The 17,177-nt window shown below is 45.7% G+C and carries 16 protein-coding genes and 1 pseudogene; 2 read left to right on the top strand and 15 right to left on the bottom strand.

The features are described from left to right. Positions 1-24: 24 nt before the first annotated feature. Complete coding sequence (locus ACAN56_RS06465) at positions 25-576, bottom strand: RNA polymerase sigma factor (RefSeq protein ID WP_379141359.1); 552 nt, start codon at positions 574-576, stop codon at positions 25-27. Positions 577-915: 339 nt separating this feature from the next. Here ACAN56_RS06465 and ACAN56_RS06470 point away from each other — a divergent pair, with 339 nt between their 5' ends. Further along, complete coding sequence (locus ACAN56_RS06470) at positions 916-1,302, top strand: SH3 domain-containing protein (RefSeq protein ID WP_379141361.1); 387 nt, start codon at positions 916-918, stop codon at positions 1,300-1,302. Positions 1,303-1,424: 122 nt separating this feature from the next. Here the strand turns inward: ACAN56_RS06470 and ACAN56_RS06475 are convergent, their stop codons facing one another. The 8 genes from ACAN56_RS06475 to ACAN56_RS06510 form a co-directional block, all read right to left on the bottom strand. Continuing rightward, a complete protein-coding gene (locus tag ACAN56_RS06475; protein WP_379141363.1) occupies positions 1,425-3,455 on the bottom strand; it encodes a DUF5050 domain-containing protein in 2,031 nt (676 codons plus the stop codon). Further along, positions 3,436-4,659, bottom strand: a complete 1,224-nt coding sequence (locus tag ACAN56_RS06480; RefSeq protein WP_379141365.1) for an ABC transporter permease — start codon at positions 4,657-4,659, stop codon at positions 3,436-3,438. The genes ACAN56_RS06475 and ACAN56_RS06480 overlap by 20 nt, the downstream gene beginning before the upstream one ends. After that, positions 4,653-5,525: an ABC transporter ATP-binding protein gene (locus ACAN56_RS06485; protein WP_379141367.1), complete on the bottom strand. Its 873-nt coding sequence runs from the start codon at positions 5,523-5,525 to the stop codon at positions 4,653-4,655. Before ACAN56_RS06485 ends, ACAN56_RS06480 begins: the two co-directional genes overlap by 7 nt. A gap of 16 nt (positions 5,526-5,541) precedes the next feature. Next, positions 5,542-6,786 (bottom strand): transcriptional regulator, encoded by a 1,245-nt coding sequence (locus ACAN56_RS06490; RefSeq protein WP_379141369.1) that lies wholly within the window; start codon positions 6,784-6,786, stop codon positions 5,542-5,544. Between the two features lie 5 nt (positions 6,787-6,791). Beyond that, the gene (locus ACAN56_RS06495) at positions 6,792-7,874 is read right to left on the bottom strand and encodes a beta-glucanase/beta-glucan synthetase (RefSeq protein ID WP_379141437.1); all 1,083 of its coding nucleotides are present in this window, start codon (positions 7,872-7,874) and stop codon (positions 6,792-6,794) included. A gap of 37 nt (positions 7,875-7,911) precedes the next feature. Next, positions 7,912-9,198 carry a M56 family metallopeptidase gene (locus tag ACAN56_RS06500; RefSeq protein ID WP_379141371.1) on the bottom strand — a complete coding sequence of 429 codons (1,287 nt, stop codon included), beginning with the start codon at positions 9,196-9,198 and terminating at the stop codon, positions 7,912-7,914. A 2-nt stretch (positions 9,199-9,200) separates the two neighbouring features. Beyond that, the gene (locus ACAN56_RS06505) at positions 9,201-9,575 is read right to left on the bottom strand and encodes a BlaI/MecI/CopY family transcriptional regulator (RefSeq protein ID WP_076109963.1); all 375 of its coding nucleotides are present in this window, start codon (positions 9,573-9,575) and stop codon (positions 9,201-9,203) included. A 205-nt stretch (positions 9,576-9,780) separates the two neighbouring features. Then, positions 9,781-10,176 (bottom strand): hypothetical protein, encoded by a 396-nt coding sequence (locus ACAN56_RS06510; RefSeq protein WP_379141374.1) that lies wholly within the window; start codon positions 10,174-10,176, stop codon positions 9,781-9,783. A gap of 414 nt (positions 10,177-10,590) precedes the next feature. Here ACAN56_RS06510 and ACAN56_RS06515 point away from each other — a divergent pair. After that, positions 10,591-10,698, top strand: a pseudogene (locus tag ACAN56_RS06515) (IS630 family transposase); the annotation flags it as partial. 113 nt (positions 10,699-10,811) lie between these two features. On the opposite strand, the gene ACAN56_RS06520 reads toward ACAN56_RS06515, so the two are convergent. The 6 genes from ACAN56_RS06520 to ACAN56_RS06545 form a co-directional block, all read right to left on the bottom strand. Next, on the bottom strand, positions 10,812-12,239 hold the full coding sequence (locus tag ACAN56_RS06520) for a 6-phospho-beta-glucosidase (protein WP_379141376.1): 1,428 nt from the start codon (positions 12,237-12,239) through the stop codon (positions 10,812-10,814). A gap of 1 nt (position 12,240) precedes the next feature. After that, a complete protein-coding gene (locus tag ACAN56_RS06525) occupies positions 12,241-13,536 on the bottom strand; it encodes a glycoside hydrolase family 140 protein (RefSeq protein ID WP_379141378.1) in 1,296 nt (431 codons plus the stop codon). A 72-nt stretch (positions 13,537-13,608) separates the two neighbouring features. Continuing rightward, positions 13,609-14,913 (bottom strand): PTS sugar transporter subunit IIC, encoded by a 1,305-nt coding sequence (locus ACAN56_RS06530; protein WP_379141380.1) that lies wholly within the window; start codon positions 14,911-14,913, stop codon positions 13,609-13,611. A 137-nt stretch (positions 14,914-15,050) separates the two neighbouring features. Continuing rightward, a complete protein-coding gene (locus ACAN56_RS06535) occupies positions 15,051-15,350 on the bottom strand; it encodes a PTS sugar transporter subunit IIB (RefSeq protein ID WP_379141382.1) in 300 nt (99 codons plus the stop codon). 2 nt (positions 15,351-15,352) lie between these two features. Then, positions 15,353-15,706, bottom strand: a complete 354-nt coding sequence (locus ACAN56_RS06540; RefSeq protein ID WP_379141384.1) for a PTS sugar transporter subunit IIA — start codon at positions 15,704-15,706, stop codon at positions 15,353-15,355. Between the two features lie 387 nt (positions 15,707-16,093). Continuing rightward, complete coding sequence (locus ACAN56_RS06545; protein WP_379141386.1) at positions 16,094-17,008, bottom strand: phosphotransferase; 915 nt, start codon at positions 17,006-17,008, stop codon at positions 16,094-16,096. Positions 17,009-17,177 lie beyond the last annotated feature (169 nt).

The following is a 17,177-nucleotide window of genomic DNA, read 5'->3' on the forward strand; positions in this document are numbered from 1 at the left end:
TGTTATACAGACAAATTAAAATAACTACATCTCCTTAAAGTAATCACGTATATTATTTGTAATTTTTTTCTTGACCCGATAGATTCTTGTGGTTACGGCAGTATTGGAAATATGGTATTTGTCGACCAATTCTTGTACTGGTAATTGATTTCTAAAATAATCGTTATACAATTGATACTCACTTTCATTAAGACCACTCAAAACTTTTTCACTCAATTCATCTATTTCATATGTATCTTCCAGGCATGCTGCAAGTTCATCATCATCACTAAAGAATTGCATTCCGTCATCTAATACGATCTCATGCCGCCTCTTTATGTACATACTGCGATAGCTATTTCTGACCAAGTTCCTCGCGGTAACATAGAGCCATCCTTCAACGTTAGGATGGTTTTGCAATCTCTCAATCTGCTTCCGGGCTTCAAGGAAAGTATTTTGGGTGCATTCTTCTACAATGTCACTCAGTTGTACTTGCCCTTTGGTTAAGCGAGTGCAATAGCCATAGATATTTTTGAAATATTTCACACAAAGTTCTTCGTAAAAATCATCCTGCTGCTTACCTTTTCTTCCCCACAAATGCTGCTCTCTCCCTTCATACCCTTATCGGAAGAACCAAAGGAGGATTACTGACAAGATGCGTCTCCCAATATCATTGTAAATTCTTATATATTTTCCCTTATTATATAATAGTTTACCGAATTCATCCATAATGTTACAAAAGATACTAAGAAAAACCTTATAAATGAAAATAGTTAAGAGGAACATGTGATTCAAGCTAATGAATGTAATGTTCTATATGAGAAGGAGGGAAAGAGATGCTTCATTTGAGATCACCTTAAACAGTTGCTTAGACACCAGAGGTTTTATGAGATGATTTGTGACAATATTCACAAAATTATAAAAGGAGGACTTCATATGCTTAAGAAGCTTGTCAGCTTTTCGTTTATGATTTCGGCCATGTTATTACTTACTCAAGGGGCCTTTGCAGCTGAAAATATTTATAGCAGTGAAAACACCCAACAACAAGTGCAAGCAGAAAATAGGGAAGTACTAGCCGGGTTAGAACCAAGTTCAAGCGCCAGAAGCTCCACTTATGTAGTCACTGGGGATGGGGTTCGGCTCAGAAGCACTCATTCACTGTCTGGAACGGTTCTCGGGTTGCTCTATAACGGCGATCTTGTAAACGCTCAAACGGGTGGAACAGACGTGACAGCAGACGGTTATGTTTGGAAAAATGTATACAGCTACAACCATGGCGTCTGGGGCTGGATTGTAGTCGATTACATTGAAGAAGCAGGCTAATCCTTTATACTAAAAATCAATCGCAATGGAGAAACTTAGCCCATTGCGATTGATCTATTTTTGTTCCTATAATTTTCGCACTCTTAAGCAGTTGAAAATTTTTTGTAATAGACAAATGGAAGCTAACTTCCGGTTTCGCTCCGATCCAGACGGTATTGCTTCTGATCCTCCTTATTCACGTAGAAGATCGATTGCCCCTCGCAATAGAAGCTCAGTACAGGCATATCTGTTAGCTTGTGGAGGTCAGAATCTCGCAAATCCAGGGCATAAAGCTTTTGCTGGTCCTTCCGGTTTAAAAAAAGCAGCTCGGTATCGGTCAAGACAAAGGCCTGTGTAATAAGGTCGGGGACTACCGTCTCGGAATCCGTCTTCGTGTCATGTTGGACGACCTGGGATTTTCCATCGACATAGTAAATCATGCGGCCGTCAAACGCTACGCTTCTCATGACCGGAGTCCGAAGAACAACCTGCATATCCCCGGTCAGCCGATTGACTCGCCGAATTTCATCTTGGCCGATGAAGTACAAGCTATGCTCATCCAGAAAGAAAGCACTCATGCTCTTAAAAAAATTCACATCTTGAGCATTCGCCTTCGCCAGACCCAATAGAGGACTTTTGTTCATACTCAGCTTCTTTTCGAAGACAACTCGTTCACGAAAAGTCGTTGTATCCACCTCAATCACAGAAAATCGATTCACATTCTCCCTGAACCCTGCTTTGTCCGAATCATATTTTATGTAGTAGACATGTGTGCCTTTTCCAAATAACGCATTTTCCACTCGGGTTAAGGAGGGCATAGGGTTGCGGATAAAGTTATGCTTTTCACCAGTTTGTTTATCCTCAAAAACAATGCGAATATTCTTCAGATCCGTTTCGTCTACGAAAAAACGATAATGCTCGTTTTCATAGGATTGCTTGGAGGAATAATTAAATATAACCCTTGTTTCCGTATTGTCACGAGAAGAACAGCCGGCAATCGCGGACAATGCCATACATAAAGTGAGCATCAAGCTGACCGCTCTTATTCTCCGCTTTCGCTTCCCTGTGCTCCACATATTAGTACGCCGGTTCAAAATCACAACCAGTACACCGAGGCAGAGAATGAGCGTGACCGCAAATACGACGCTCCACACAGCAAGAGTGACTTCCCGAAAGACCACATCCAACTGATTATTCAGTGGATTACGCTCGTACTCTGTGCCACGCAGATAACCGGTGGATACCAGAAACCCCAGGGGCCCTGGCAAAAAGTATTTCGTCGATTCCAGACTTAGTCCATAGTAGGGAAGCAGAATCACCGCCGTACAGGAAAACAAGGCAACCGCATATTTTTTCAGGCACACTGAAACCAACAAAATCAGCGCGGCAAAACACAAGCTGCCGAACAACTTGCCCGCCGTTACCCACATAAAAGCTTCAAACAGGGTGCAATCCCGGGTGGACGTCGCGAAGTAAGACAGGCTTTGCAGTGGGTAACCTCCGTTCTCCAGACCGTATTGAAACTGGTAGAAGATATACCGCAAGCCTGTGGACAGCAGGCAAAGCACAGCAACCGTTGATAACACTAGTCCAATCTTGCAGACCGCATGGTACCGGGTCCCCTTGCGAACCGTAAGGAGGAGTGCATCCATCCGGCTCTCATATTCGAAGCAAAACACCGGTGTTACCAGAAGCAGTAACAGTAATACCCACAATAAATCCAGGCTGTCATGGGCGAGCAATCCGTTCCAGCCATTCGTGTATAGAAAATAACGATTGGCCGGATGCTCACGGACATACGTATATTGGTCATAGATCAGCTGAAAGCCCTTCTCGTTTTGCAGGAGCGCCTCCAGCGGGCCGGACGTGGACAGAAACGCTGCTTTCCCCATTTTCCCGTCATAGTAATCATCAGTCGCTTTTTGCAGAGCGACCTTGGCGTCGGATATCCGGGCGGCCTCCTCCGTAAAGAAATGTTCGGTTTCCTCTGTGTACGGTCCTTGCACTTGCTTCAGATAGGGCGAATAGAGCGAAGCGTTCATCTCCATGTCCGGGCTCTCGGGCTTATCCAGAACCAGCATAACCGCCGCACTCAAGACAAAATACAAAATGATGAATAACAAGCCTTTCTGCAGGAGGAACATTTTTTTCATCTCATACATCCAAGTTGACACGATTTCCATCCCCCTTGCGCAGTGCATTCTTTCTCATGAAAATTGCCAGCCCGCAAAGAAAGACAATCCCCAAGCTGGCTGCAATCAAGAGGGCGGCGATATAGCTTGGCAGCGGGTAGCCCAACAGAGATACAAATTCCGCTCTCCGGAACAGCTCGCGATTGACAACCAGCACAAACGGATTGATAATCTTGAGCAGGATACGCCCGGAGCCCGCAAAGGCTTCTTGCTGGTACATGCAACCGAAGGAAATAAGCAAGCTGAGAATAAACGGGAGCAACGCGTTACGAAACAAGGAAGAGATCAACAGGAACAACAGTCCAAGTACAAGCATGCCCGCCGTTTTCACCAGCGCAGATAACAAGGCGTATTGACCCAGGTTCATATTCAGCCCAGCGTGGATGAAATCCTCCAGAGCATACAATGGAGAAAAGGCTGCGTCCCACGAGTCAAAGAGGAGGGAAAAGGCGAAAAAATCAACCAGCCAAAACCAAAACGAGACACTGCATACAAACAGAGCCGAGGCCAAAAGTTTAGCCCAAGCGGTTTTAACGCCTCCTGCTTTAGTGGTCAAGAGCAACGTGTCCATCTCCGTTTCCTTCTCGGACAAAAACACGTTCAAGAGACCGTAGAGACAGATTAACAATACCAGCAGAGCAGAGAAGTCGTACTGGACATAGTAGTTGTACATCTCCGTATAGGCGAAGCTGGTGATCGACCGTCCTTGAAACAGTTCCGCAATGGCTGCATTTTTTCGAGAATCGTAATGATTGCCCAATGCTTCATAAAACGTTATGTTGTCCTTGGCGCTGGTCACTACACCCTCAGCATATGCCTTGTAGTCGTAGTCATATTTCATCGGATTCACAAAACAATAACGAAAAAAGTTCCAATCGGTATAGACATTGCTCAAACGTGTACCCGGAGGGCGATAGGTTGTGCTTGTCGTCAGCTCGGCGGTCTGGTTCGCCAGTGGCTGGTAAATAGCCATCAGCTTCCTGATCTTCTCATCCGTAATCGTTCCGCCGAAGTCGTGAAACTGCTCTGCATACAACGCCCCCCATCCCGGGTTCTCAAGCAGCGAATTACTCTCGTGCACACTATAAATTTTCCCGACATTCAACACTGTAAATAAAAGCAGCGCGGCGATAAGCGACCCTTTGCGAAAATGCTTGCGCCATTCATAGCCGATTAACGTTACCATTGCTCGCCCTCTCCGAAATAATACAGGAAGACATCCTCCAGATTGGCCTGCACATTCACGGCGCGGATATCCGGTTTTTCATCGTTTATGACCCGTAAATGAATCTCTTCCTGCTCCCGCAGCATATTGCTGATTTTGAGCCGGTGCAGTTTCTCGTCCAGTGTGTCCTCCGACGCGGTTACCTTCCACACCTTTCCAGCCAGCCCGTCCACAAGCGCATGTGGCGTATCTTGCTTTAAAAGCCGCCCGTCCTTCAGCAAAATGACCTGGTTAGCGATGAATTCGATATCGGAAACGATGTGGGTGGCCAGCAGGACAATCCGTTTCTCCGAGAATTTGGTGATCAGATTGCGGAAACGGATGCGTTCCTGGGGATCGAGTCCTGCGGTCGGCTCATCAAGAATCAGAATAGCAGGATCATTGAGCATCGCTTGGGCAATGCCGACGCGCTGGCGCATCCCGCCGGATAAAGCGCCGATTTTTTTACCGGCGGCACCGGTTAAGTTGACAATCTCCAGCAGTTCTTTTGCCCGTTTCTCTCCTTGCTGTTTGGGGATCTCCTTCAGGACGGACATGTATTTCAGGAATTCCAACACTTCGAAATTTTTGTAAAATTGCGGAAACTGCGGCAAATAGCCGATTTGGGACAGGAAGTTCACACCGAGGCTTCGCGCATCCACATCATTGATCAGGATTTGACCTTTATCACTTTTCAAAATGCCGACAAAAATATTGATCAGCGTCGTCTTTCCCGCCCCGTTGGTCCCGAGCAGTCCATAAATCCCGTTATCCATCTCTGCCGAAAAGTCCTGCAAGGCAAACTTTCCCTTATATTGCTTGGAAATCCCTTTAAATGTGACCTTCACAGGCTGATCACTCCTTTTAAAACCGCTTGGCCACGATTTTCGGTTTGATATCGAGCTGCCGCGCCCCCAGCAATACAATGTAGGTCCTCTCATCATCGAAAACTTTTACAATCGGGTCGTTGGCCATATAACGGGCCTCTCCGCCGCTTGATAGGTGTTGCTCCGCTTGCAGCTTGCCGGTGCTGGTATCATACACCCGAATTTTCCAACCGGTTTTGCCCTTTTCTGCAAGTGTGGTGGCAAAATAACGTCCCTTGTCTGACCCTGTTACAAATCCGCTCTCCCCTTTTTCGGTCAGTCTGAGAAAATTCTTTTTGCTCCCGGGAGTCCCCATGACAAGCAATCTTCCGGAGGGAATTGTAAAATCCTCTGCGAGAAGCAGCTGCTGGTCATATGCCGTCAATTCCTTGCAGGTGTAGTTGTCAAAGGTCAGATTTGCCAGGCCACTGCCATTCAGACTCACCGTTCCGCATGAATCGAAGGAAGTCTTGCCGGGTGCCACAGGGATTTCTAAACTCTGCGCCTTAAAGGCCAAAGTCTTGTCCTTATTGGTGAACCCAATTTGTTCAACAGTAACGATACCTGAACGTTTTGCGATATCCTTTGCTTGCAAATCAATGACAGTTGTTTTTTTCTTGGTATTGAAGTTATACAAATAAAGTCCGTTATTTGTAGCATAGGCCGCTTGTGTTCCATCAGAAGAAATTGCAATGGCCTTCAAAAATGAAATATGCTCATTCTTTTTAAGCAATGGACTAAAGTCAAACGTTGTTAGTTGCTTAAGCATCTGGTCATAAAACACAGCGCGGAACGCGACTTCGCCACCCGTTGTTAACCCTCCGCTGCTACTATTGCCGGTAGTGATTTTCACACCGACTGCTACATATCCACGCTTGGTTGTCCACATCAATTGCTGATCGAAATCCATTCCAGCAGTCTCAGCTATTGCTCGTCCAGTTTGCAGGTCAACCAGTACCAATTGATCTGCCGATAAAAAAGCCTTATTCTCATCCGCGTAGTAGATGTTTCGGATATCCCCCTTTATTTGTCCGAATGACAAAGAGACAGGAGCCTGCACGGTGGATGAGCTCGATAAAGGCTGCTCCCCTGCCTTCCCCACACTATGGGTCGAGGCAACGGAGGTTGCATGATTGGAGCTGACGGTTTGACCCGTGATTATTTTGCCAGGTTCGGTACGGATGCATCCTGTTATCACAAATACGAGCAATAGCAGAAGAGCGCCGATTTGTTTTGATTTCATTCCCATCACTCCTTTCCCTTGTAGAGCAGTACGGATGCTGTTTTATCCAAAATGATCACATCATCAGGAAAATCATTCGCGTTAAGGGGGGCGGAAACGACATAGAACGTATTGAAATCCTCCAGTTTCTCCACTTCTATGTCGGCTTCGATCACCGATACATTGCCTTTGGTCAGCTTCGTCTCAAAAGAAACCTTCTTGGCACTAATGGCTTGGTGGTTGATATAGAATGTACTTCGATATTGTACACCGGGATGACCGAATAACTTGAAGGTTACATGTACTTTATCTTTTCCTTCGATTGAATAATTGTCCATACGCACGTCACCATCTATTTGGAGCTCGTTATAGACTTTTTTATCTAATGCATTGAGGTCTACCTTTTCGAATCCGCTGGCCTTCTCCAGTAATTCCTGGGTAATTGGCTCCGTGGTCTGACGTACGTCACTTAACACTTCTTCTTTCATGATGGAGGGGTCATCCAGTGGATTGGGATCCGTATTAAAACTAATGATTCCATCCAATTGCAATGTTGTTTGGTAACCTCCGTAAGAAGAAGTTTCTTTCATATCCGGAGTGAAGCCAGGATTATATACACTGATGATGTTGATTGAAAGCTGATCCCCTTTTTTTCCCGTGATTGGGGTGAATACAAAACTAAATGGAGTATAGTGTTCATCATCATCCGGCACCTCAAAAATGTGCATATACTCATACGGAGTATCTGTTGAATTAAACTTGTAAGGCTGCGGCTGTCCATTGATAAAAATGAGAAATCCAACATTATTGGCTTTTCCAGAGGCGGCCACTTCATAATCTATTTTCATTTCCCCGCCATTGTACGCCATAGGAGCCCTCTGTCCTCTTTGATCCAGCTTTGGATTAGCAAACCTATGACTCATCCTGCCTAAAATCACTTGATTCTCTCCGTCTGTCTCAAATGGATTTTTGGATGGAGCACTTGCCTTTTGAGGCTCAGCACTAGGAGAGAGACTTGAATTCAAGGTTTGCGTCTTATCCGCAGAGCACCCAATAAGAACTAATGAAATGATAAGCATTAATGAAACAAGTCTACATCCCTTTCGCATATTCACATTTTCATCTCCTTTGTGTAAAAATATAATTTCACTTTTTGCTTTCCCTGAGTTCGGGTAACATAGACTGCGTTGTACTCTTGAGTACTGGCTCATTTGATGCAGAATCGGATTTTGATTTAACATCATCCCCAACACCCTCTCTTAAAACAGCTCCTGTCTCTTCTTTTTTCAACTCATTCACTGGGTGATCCTCTTTGATTGGAGACGAGGAAGGAACAGGCGATGCTACGGGAGATGCTACGGGTGAGGGAAGTGCTGAACCTTCAGGATCGCTGCCTTCCTGGTTGGATACAATCTCATTTGCTGCGGCTTGTATTGACGACGCTGGCAACGCTGTTTCAGGCTGTGCTGAATTTAGTTGCAAAACTACGCCTGTTCCAACGGCTGCTAAAGAAATTACGATGAGCAGGGAAAACCCCCATTTTTTGCCGCGAGTATCCATAATGGAATACACTCTTTTCTTTAAACTCAGTTTATTGTCAGAAAAGCTGGTGGAGAACGCGCTGCGTCCTATAGATTGATTCCTCACAACATTAATAATAGTCTCTACATATTGCTGACGGTTGTTCATATCGGAGTGCATAACGACTGCTTCATCACAGGAAAGCTCACATTGAATAGCAATTTCCCGTGCCATCCGGTAGACGAACGGGTTAAACCAATGCAACGCAGCAGCTGTAAAAATGAGCAGCTTGTAGCCTAAATCCTTGCGTTTGAGGTGAATGAGCTCATGCTTCAGGATGAACCGCAAGGCTTGAATCGAGAGACGATTCGAAGGAAGCAAAATAACAGGATGAACTAACCCCACCAGCATTGGACTCGAAATAGCGGGACAAATCCGCAAATCTACATGCCGGGTGACATTCAGTTCAACTTTTATCTGTTGCAACAACCGCAATGCCTGTTTGTCGTTGGAATTTTCATTCCAGCGTTTTATCAAACGCAACAGACGTCTGTGCCGGACCATATGCCAGGCGACGAATACGACAACTCCTGTCATCCAAACGCCAACAGCTACACTAAGCCAAGGGAATGCTGTTGCGGTAATTCCGGGAAAAGCTGCCGCTGTTAGCGGATTAAGGTTGGAAGGACCGGTACTGCCCAGAGTAGGGAATAACGTATCCATAGAAATAATTGAGACGGGAAGATGGAAACGAAACGGAACAATAAAGCCGATAACAATGACCAGCCAGCCGTAATATCTTCCTTTTGCTGTAAATCTATTTTGCAAAAGAGGCGTAACCGCCATATAGATAATCCCAATAACCGTCATAGAGACCGAACATTCGAGCAGAGTGATGAGAAAGCTATGCATTGTCACTCCCTCCTTTCCTTCGCCCACTTCAGTAGCTCATCCAGTTCCTTGTCACTCGGACGCTTCTCGTTATAAAGTGTGTTAACGAAGCTTAAAAATGAATCATCATGATATTGCTTCAAGAAATGCTCCGTCTCCAAAGCGAGATACACATCCTTATCGACCAAAGGGTAGTACGTGCGTTCTTTGCCTTCCTTCTCCGTACGTAAAAATCCTCGTTCCACCAGCCGCAGCATAAGGGAGATCACCGTTGGAGCTTTCCACTCGCGCTCTTTACCAAGCTGTTCCATTATCGTCGCTGTCGTAATAGGTGGTTCATTGGCCCAGGCCACCCGCATAATTTCAAACTCGGCCTCTGGAAGTTTCTTTATTTTCATGTAGCCTGCTCCTTTTTTGACAATTGTCTTTTTTCAATATTTTACAATCGTCAAAAATAGATGTCAATGAGTTTTTTACAATCGTCAAATATAAGTTCAAATTGATATGTACTACATAGAAAAAAGTTTATGCCCATGCAGATAGAGCGTATCTCCTCAGTTCTATTCTGCATGGCATAAACTTATTTCAAATAACAATCAATGATTAGAGATGTGTATATGTGAAAACAGCATCCGCACTATATGTGTTGCCGCCTTGCACCCCGTGCGTCCCATAAACAACATATACGTTCGACCCTAACGGTGATAAATATCCATTGTAGCTGGTCGCGCCTCTTGAACTATTGATCTGCGACTTCGTAATAACCGTAGTGCCGTTTACATTTTGTGCAGAGCCGGCGATTGTCAGGTAGGCTTTGTCACTGTTATAACTTACCGAAGTCGAATAATTTGCAGTGGAACCCGAAGCCGACAAGGTACCCTTCAGAGTACCATAGCCGTTTACATTTTTGGTGTCCGTATTTGCAAACGCAGTTACTGCAACCGCCAAAGATGCCACAATAACAGAAGTACTAGCAATTAATTTTTTGCCGAATTTCATAGAAATTCCTCCTTAGAATTGTTTTATTATTACTCTGAACTCTGATCCGCAACATATAAGCTAATCCTTTTGAGGTCCTCTTGATTGTCGATTCCTGGCAATCTTTCTCAATGAGGCGGCGACGATATTCATCCTATACTTCCTGTTTCCACAAATCATCTCCTTTACATTGCAGATTACTATGAAAAGCTGGAGGATAAATAAATATGTAGAATCTATAGCTTTTCGCAGTTTCTCAAAAGCGGCCTCATATATACCATTACATTGGTAATAGGAAATCACACTAAATTCCAAAATTTATTCAGTCCATGTCCAACAGATTTTTAAATCATTATGCGCATACTTATACACGTTTCCATTTTTCGATACTCGAGCTTACTAAAACAGGAGGGTTTTTATACAGCCTTTATTTGATTTCTTCAGGATCTTCTCTCTGCGTATCCGAGTGGGAAAATCGCGCTGATTCTGGATAACAGCCGGATTCATCATGCCACGGAGTTACAGCCCTTTTTGATGGAGCACATATAGAAAAAAACCACCCCGGATAAAGGAGATGGTCGCATGAATAAGCTGCAATACTTCACTCAGAAATTGTTTCATACTAAAATATAAAAGGACATGATTTAGAATTCAATTTATTCTAAATCTTCACCGTTGCTTTGGATAACCTTTTGATACCAATAAAATGATTTTTTCTTACTACGTTTCAGTGTCCCATTACCTTCATCATCACGATCAACGTAAATAAATCCATATCGCTTGCTCATTTCGCCCTTGGTCGCACTAACTAGATCAATACATCCCCAAGTCGTATACCCCATCAGCTCAACGCCGTCTTCTTCGACTGCCGCTTTAAATGCCTTAATATGCTCACGCAGATATTCAATTCGATAATCATCTTCTACATAGCCGTTTTCATCTGGTGTATCCACCGCACCAAGCCCGTTTTCCACAATAAATAATGGCTTCTGATAACGGTCATATAAAATATTCAGCGCTGACCTCAACCCTAAGGGGTCGATCTGCCAGCCCCATTCGGAAGATTTCAAATAAGGATTTTTAATGGATTTAAATATATTTCCAGCCGTTTCATGAGCAACAGATGGATCGGTGGCAACAACCCGGGATGAGTAATAGGAGAACGAAATAAAATCAACTGTATGATGTTTTAATAATTCTTGGTCTCCTTCTTGCATCACAATATGAATATTTTCTCGTTCGAATTTTTTTAGTGCATAATTCGGATAGGCGCCCCGGGCTTGAATGTCAATGAACAGATAATTTTCCCGATCCTTTTCGACTGCTCTAGCATAATCCTCTGGACGGCAAGAATAAGGATAATTATTTCCTCCTGCCAGCATACAGCCAATCCTATTCTCGGGATCAACTTCATGCGCTATTTTAGTTGCAACAGCACTGGCCATTAATTGATGATGCATGGCTTGATATTTTACCTGTTCTTCATTCTCATCTGGTTCAAAGCATAAGCCCGCGCCCAAAAACGGTGCATGCAGTATCATATTCACCTCATTAAAGGTCAACCAATATTTTACCAGCCCTCTGAAATGATTGAATACGGTACGACAATAGTTCTCAAAAAAACCAACCATTTTACGATTACGCCATGAACCGTATTTTTTGATAAGAGTAACTGGAACATCAAAATGGGCTAAAGTTACCAATGGCTCGATATTGTGCTTTCGTAATTCCCGAAATATATTCTCATAAAAGGTTAAACCTTCTTCGTTCGGTTTCTCTTCATCCCCATTGGGGAAAATTCTGGTCCATGATATCGACATGCGATAAGTTTTAAAGCCCATTTCAGCGAATAACTTGATGTCATCAATATACTGGTGATACATATCAATTGCTACCTGAGCCGGATAAAAGTGCTGATCATCAAATTCAAGCATTTTAATTTTTCCGGCCATTACTCCTGCTCGATCATTGCCCATAGGCAATAAATCAACACTTGCTAAACCTCGGTTTCCTAAATTATATCCGCCTTCACTTTGATTTGCCGCGGTTGCGCCGCCCCACAGAAAGTTAGGACCTAACCCCATTCTAGATCACCTCATATGATTTTTTCACACCAATCACAAGAACATCGCTTTCGAATTCATGCATATCTATAACTGTCGTTCTCTCTTTAACAGTTATTACAGCTGCCGCAAATCTGCGGTGTTCAAGATCGATGATGGTAAACTCGTATTCACCAAGGTCCGCATTTAACCTCAGAACTGTATTGACAGGAACATAAATGGCGACCTTGGACAAGCTGGCGGTTGCCGCTGCCCGGATCTCTTCCGTGTTCTTAAGCACAATGTCCCACGGCTGCAAGTCGGTCAGCCCGTACATCTGAAACAGCCATTTGGCAAATCCGTAATCCCAAGCCCCCTCGAATTTAAGAGCGGTCTGCCAATCATAGGGGCTGTCAAACCCTTCTCCGGTAACTCCGAACCGCCTGCCTTTTTTGTGCCAGCTCCAGATTCCGTGCGCACCGTAGGTTACCCCGGCGGCCGCTCCGGATAAAAGACTTTGCCAGGCAGCCTTGCGCACATCGGCACGGCTGAACCGGCCGTACACCTGGCGGCTGTACCCCATCATTTCGTAGCAAGGCTCAGAGTTCAACACCGGCCGTGTTACCGGCTTGCTGCTGAAATCCATAGCTAAGGTGTAGGCCATAGGCTGAAACTGCGAATTGTGGCCGGACTGGTACATGTAGAAATCCAAGTCGGGATCGTTTATGAACTCGTCCGGCACCGCCGCTGTTCTTCCTTGAATATGCAGAGTGGTCAAGCACTCCGGGCTATGCCTTTTCACAACATGAAGTGCCGTCCGGTAATATTCGTTCGCCCGATCGGACGGAAAATCGGTGTCCCCGCTCACGACATAGATCGGGTAGTATTTGGAGAAGCGTTCCGCAGCATAACGCACGTATGGTTCCACTGCATCAAGCGGCATCTTTCTATCTTCCCGGATTCTGGACGCCCAGGTGTCCGGAATATAATTGCACCAGAGCAGGACCAGCGCCGGCACAAACCCTTTGCCCACCGCTATTTCCACCATTTGCTCGGCTCTTGCGAAATACTCTTCATTTAGCGAATAAAAATCATAAGTACCGTCTTCACACAGGACAAACGGCTCCTGAATTAAATCACTGCCGCTGGCATCCCACTGCCGCAGCAGGTTGATCTGCAGAACATTAAAGCCCTGGCTCTTCCTATAGTCCAGGTAATAGTTCCATTCCTCCAGCGAGATATTGGTAAATGCGCTCCAGACCGTATCCGCCAGGTAGAAAAACGGAGCCCCCTCGCTGACGAAATAACGTTTGTTCTCCGCTATGCCAAGCTTGATCATACAATATTCCCCCCTTCTGGAGTAATGACAGAAAACGGCGATGAATCGCCGTTTTCCGGGTTTATTGTCCGGTTATGAGGTGATTGCTCCGGCATTGACTCCGGTCGTTTCTTCCTTCTCCGAGGTTTCCTGTGCATCTTGTTCTCTCTTCAGCGCCTGTCTGTCGAGTGTTCTAAAGAACGGATAGTAAATCAGCATACAGATTGGAATAAGCACAAGCTGTGCGACTGCAAGTCTCCAACTGCCCTCGATGATCCCCAGCGCAAAGATCGGAGTGCCGAATGCCGGATATATTCCGATGGGTGCCGGCAGCAAGCCGATGGTGGTCGCAAAATAGCCAAGCACCACGCAAACGATAGGGGAAGCGATAAACGGAACCGCCAAAAGCGGATTCAGAACGACCGGTATGCCGAAGTTCAGGGGCTCGTGTATCGAGAAAAACGTCCCCGGGAGGCCCAGTTTCCCAATCGTACGCAGTTGCTTGCTCTTGGCGAGGAAGACCAGCAACAGTGCGAAGCCGAGCATGGGTGCATAATTTGCAAAAATGTACCAAAACGCCAATCCGATAATGTTCGGCAGCGGTGCACCGGCCTGAAAGGCATCGAGGTTCGCAAGATCCAGACTCATCCAGATGGGCTTCACGATGGCCAAAGTCACGATAGCTCCGTGAATCCCGAACATCCAGAGTGCCTGCATAATGATCAGCGCGATAATCATGGCCCCCAGTGATCCGCCCAGCCCTTCCAGCGGCACTTGCAGATAGGTATAAATAAACTCATGAACCGTAACAAAGGAGGTCTGCATGAACAGGCCCGAAATCACTACGAATACAACAGCTACGAGTATCGCCGGAATTAATCCCGAAAAGGTTTTGACGACCGTAGGCGGAACTCCCTCCGGCATTTTAATGGTCCAGTTGCGGTCAACAATCCATATATACAATCTCGAGGCGATCAAGCCGACGAACATGGCTACAAACAAACCCTGTGCGCCAAGCCATTGCAGTGGCAGCGCCCGAACCTTGTCGAAGGTCTCTACCGGCGTGAGGATAAGGAACGAGAGCAGTGCAGTCGCAGCGGGAACCAACGGGTCCTTGTCGAAAGCCTGCGCCAGTCTGTAAGCAATGAAGAATACGGCATACAGGGCGATAACCCCCGTAGTCATGGTTGATGCCAACCCGATAATTCCCTTTACCGGTGCAATAAAGTTCTGATAAGGCTCCCAGGCAAGCGCAGAGAACAGCGTCGAGAACGCCCCGACAATCAGAAAAGGGAGTGTTGACATCAGACCATTCGAAATAGCGCTCATATAGCGGTTTTGCTGAATTTTACCTGCATATCTTTGCAGCTTGTGGGATAGCTTTTTTTCATTTGCCATATCCGTTCAACTCCTGCTTTAGAATTTCATCTGATAACCACCATCTAGATAACGCTTCCATTTGATGAAATTACATTCTTGCCAATAAAAGCTGTTCTTGCGAATCCGCGCAGCTGCTTCAGATCGTACTTATAAGATCACAGGCTCAAAGCATCGGCAAGCACTTTCTCACCGTTCATCATGCCATAGTCCATTCGGTCGATTACGCTCACTTTAATGCCTTTAGGTTCATATTTACTTTTAAAATCACCTTCCAGATAGCCGACCTGCGGTCCAATCAGCAGCACATCCGTCTTGTCCGCATACTCCTTGAAGGAGCTTTCGGAGGTGGCCCTGATCCCCACCTCAATATTTTGGGCCTGGGCGGCCTTCTGCATTTTCTGTACCAGCATACTTGTAGACATTCCTGCTGCACATACCAGAGTAATTTGTTTCATTCTTAGTCCTCCCTAATTGTAGTGTTATGGACAACCGCCGCTTCATAGCGGTTCAATCTGCTATATAGCTCCACAATATGTCCCGCCATATCCTTTGTCGTAATGGCTGACATCAGATGATCCTGTGCATGTACCATCAACAGTGTCACTTCATGTGCGACTCCTCCCGCTTCCTGCTGGATCAGCCTTGTTTGCGATTTATGCGCACCCACCAGCTCCTTCTTGCATTCCTCCAGGCATTCTGCTGCCTGCTCTGAATGGCCTTTCTGGGCAAGGGCAATAGCTTCCATAGCCTTGCTCTTGGCGATTCCCGAATTAGTTATAATTCCCATAATAATTTCCTGATACTCATCCATTGCGTTCACCTCTTACATTTCATTTCTTTGTCTTACAAGATCAGTGTATACGATTACAACTCACTTCTAAACGTAATCCTTTTCCGCTACAAGCGGAAATACTTACATCCGTACGCATTCAACACCAAAAGAAGCTGAATACAATATTCCCTAAAAAAATGGCTATGTTAAATTCTAATGTTGATATTTGACCATAAGAAAACCGCCTTCGTTGAAAAGGCGGTTTATTGCTATCGTGTCCCGTTAGCGCAACGACTTACTCTGTTGAATTTCGTGTTCCTCAACATAAAGCGGCATCAGAGAAGGCGGATCGTACCTTATCGCGGCCTTTAAACGACAAAATGGTGCCGATAGCCATAGCCCCATAGCCGCAACGAAATAATGAGCCTAATCCGACAGTGCCCGCATGATGTTGGATTTCGCCTCTGCCGCAATCGCTTCATTCCCGTCATCGACCGCTTGCATTAAGATCAGTATGGGGATGTATACCGCGATTAGCCGCGCCAGCAGCTTCGTTTCCTCGTCCGCTCCTCCGTACGTTTCGAAAAACACGCCGCGAGCGTAAGGAGGTAAAAAGCTATAAGCAACGCTCAAATCGCAAGCCGGATGGCCTACGCTCAGATCGCCCCAATCAATGATGCCGGAAACGATCCCGTTCTCATTCACAAGCATATTTTTGAAATGAAGATCGCCATGTAGCAGTGCATTCACCGCCTCGACACGGTCCTTTTGCAGCCTGCTAATATACGCTTCGATCACACCGGACTCCTCCGGCGACAAGTGTTCAACCACCTTCGATAGAAAGCCCTCCAATTTCACTTTGCGCGATGCTATGTCCGTCAAGTTTCGATGATCTTGCTGAACTCCGCACTTCAGCGCCGCCTGCACCGGAAACTCATGCAATCTCCGCAAAAATTTCGCCAGCGTCTCTGCCGATAAAGCCCGGCGTTCTTCCGTCAAACCGATTGGGAAATCTCCTAGCACGTAGGCATAGCCAAGAAATGGTGCCGGGTATTCGTCACTTACTTCGCCATAAAACAACGGTTTCGGATAGGGGATGGTCATATATGCCTCCAGCTTTGGCAGCAGCTTCCCTTCCATACGAATCGAGCCAACTGCAATCGTTCTTCTTGGAAACCGGAACACGTACTCGTCACCGATGAGAAAAACCGTATTGTCCCAGCCCCAGCCCAATCGCTTCACTTGCTTCGATGACAGCTGAGGGAATTGTCTGCCGATCAGCGTCCGCGCCTGCTCTTCGTTAACCTCCCACTCCGCATCCCATACATTCGTTCCTCCCATGAATTGTCTGCCTCCTCGTTCCTTACGTTATTTAGATGTTTACATTCCCTAAAAGTTACGCATAACTGCCCGTTAGAATTCCTGTAATACGAATAATTTGGAGTTTGAACAAAAACGAGCGCCTCTGTACGATGGGATTATGCAACGGGTCAAAAGCCCTTAAAATCCA

Source organism: Paenibacillus paludis, from assembly GCF_042610515.1.
In the GTDB taxonomy this organism is placed as follows: Bacteria; Bacillota; Bacilli; order Paenibacillales; family Paenibacillaceae; genus Paenibacillus_AQ.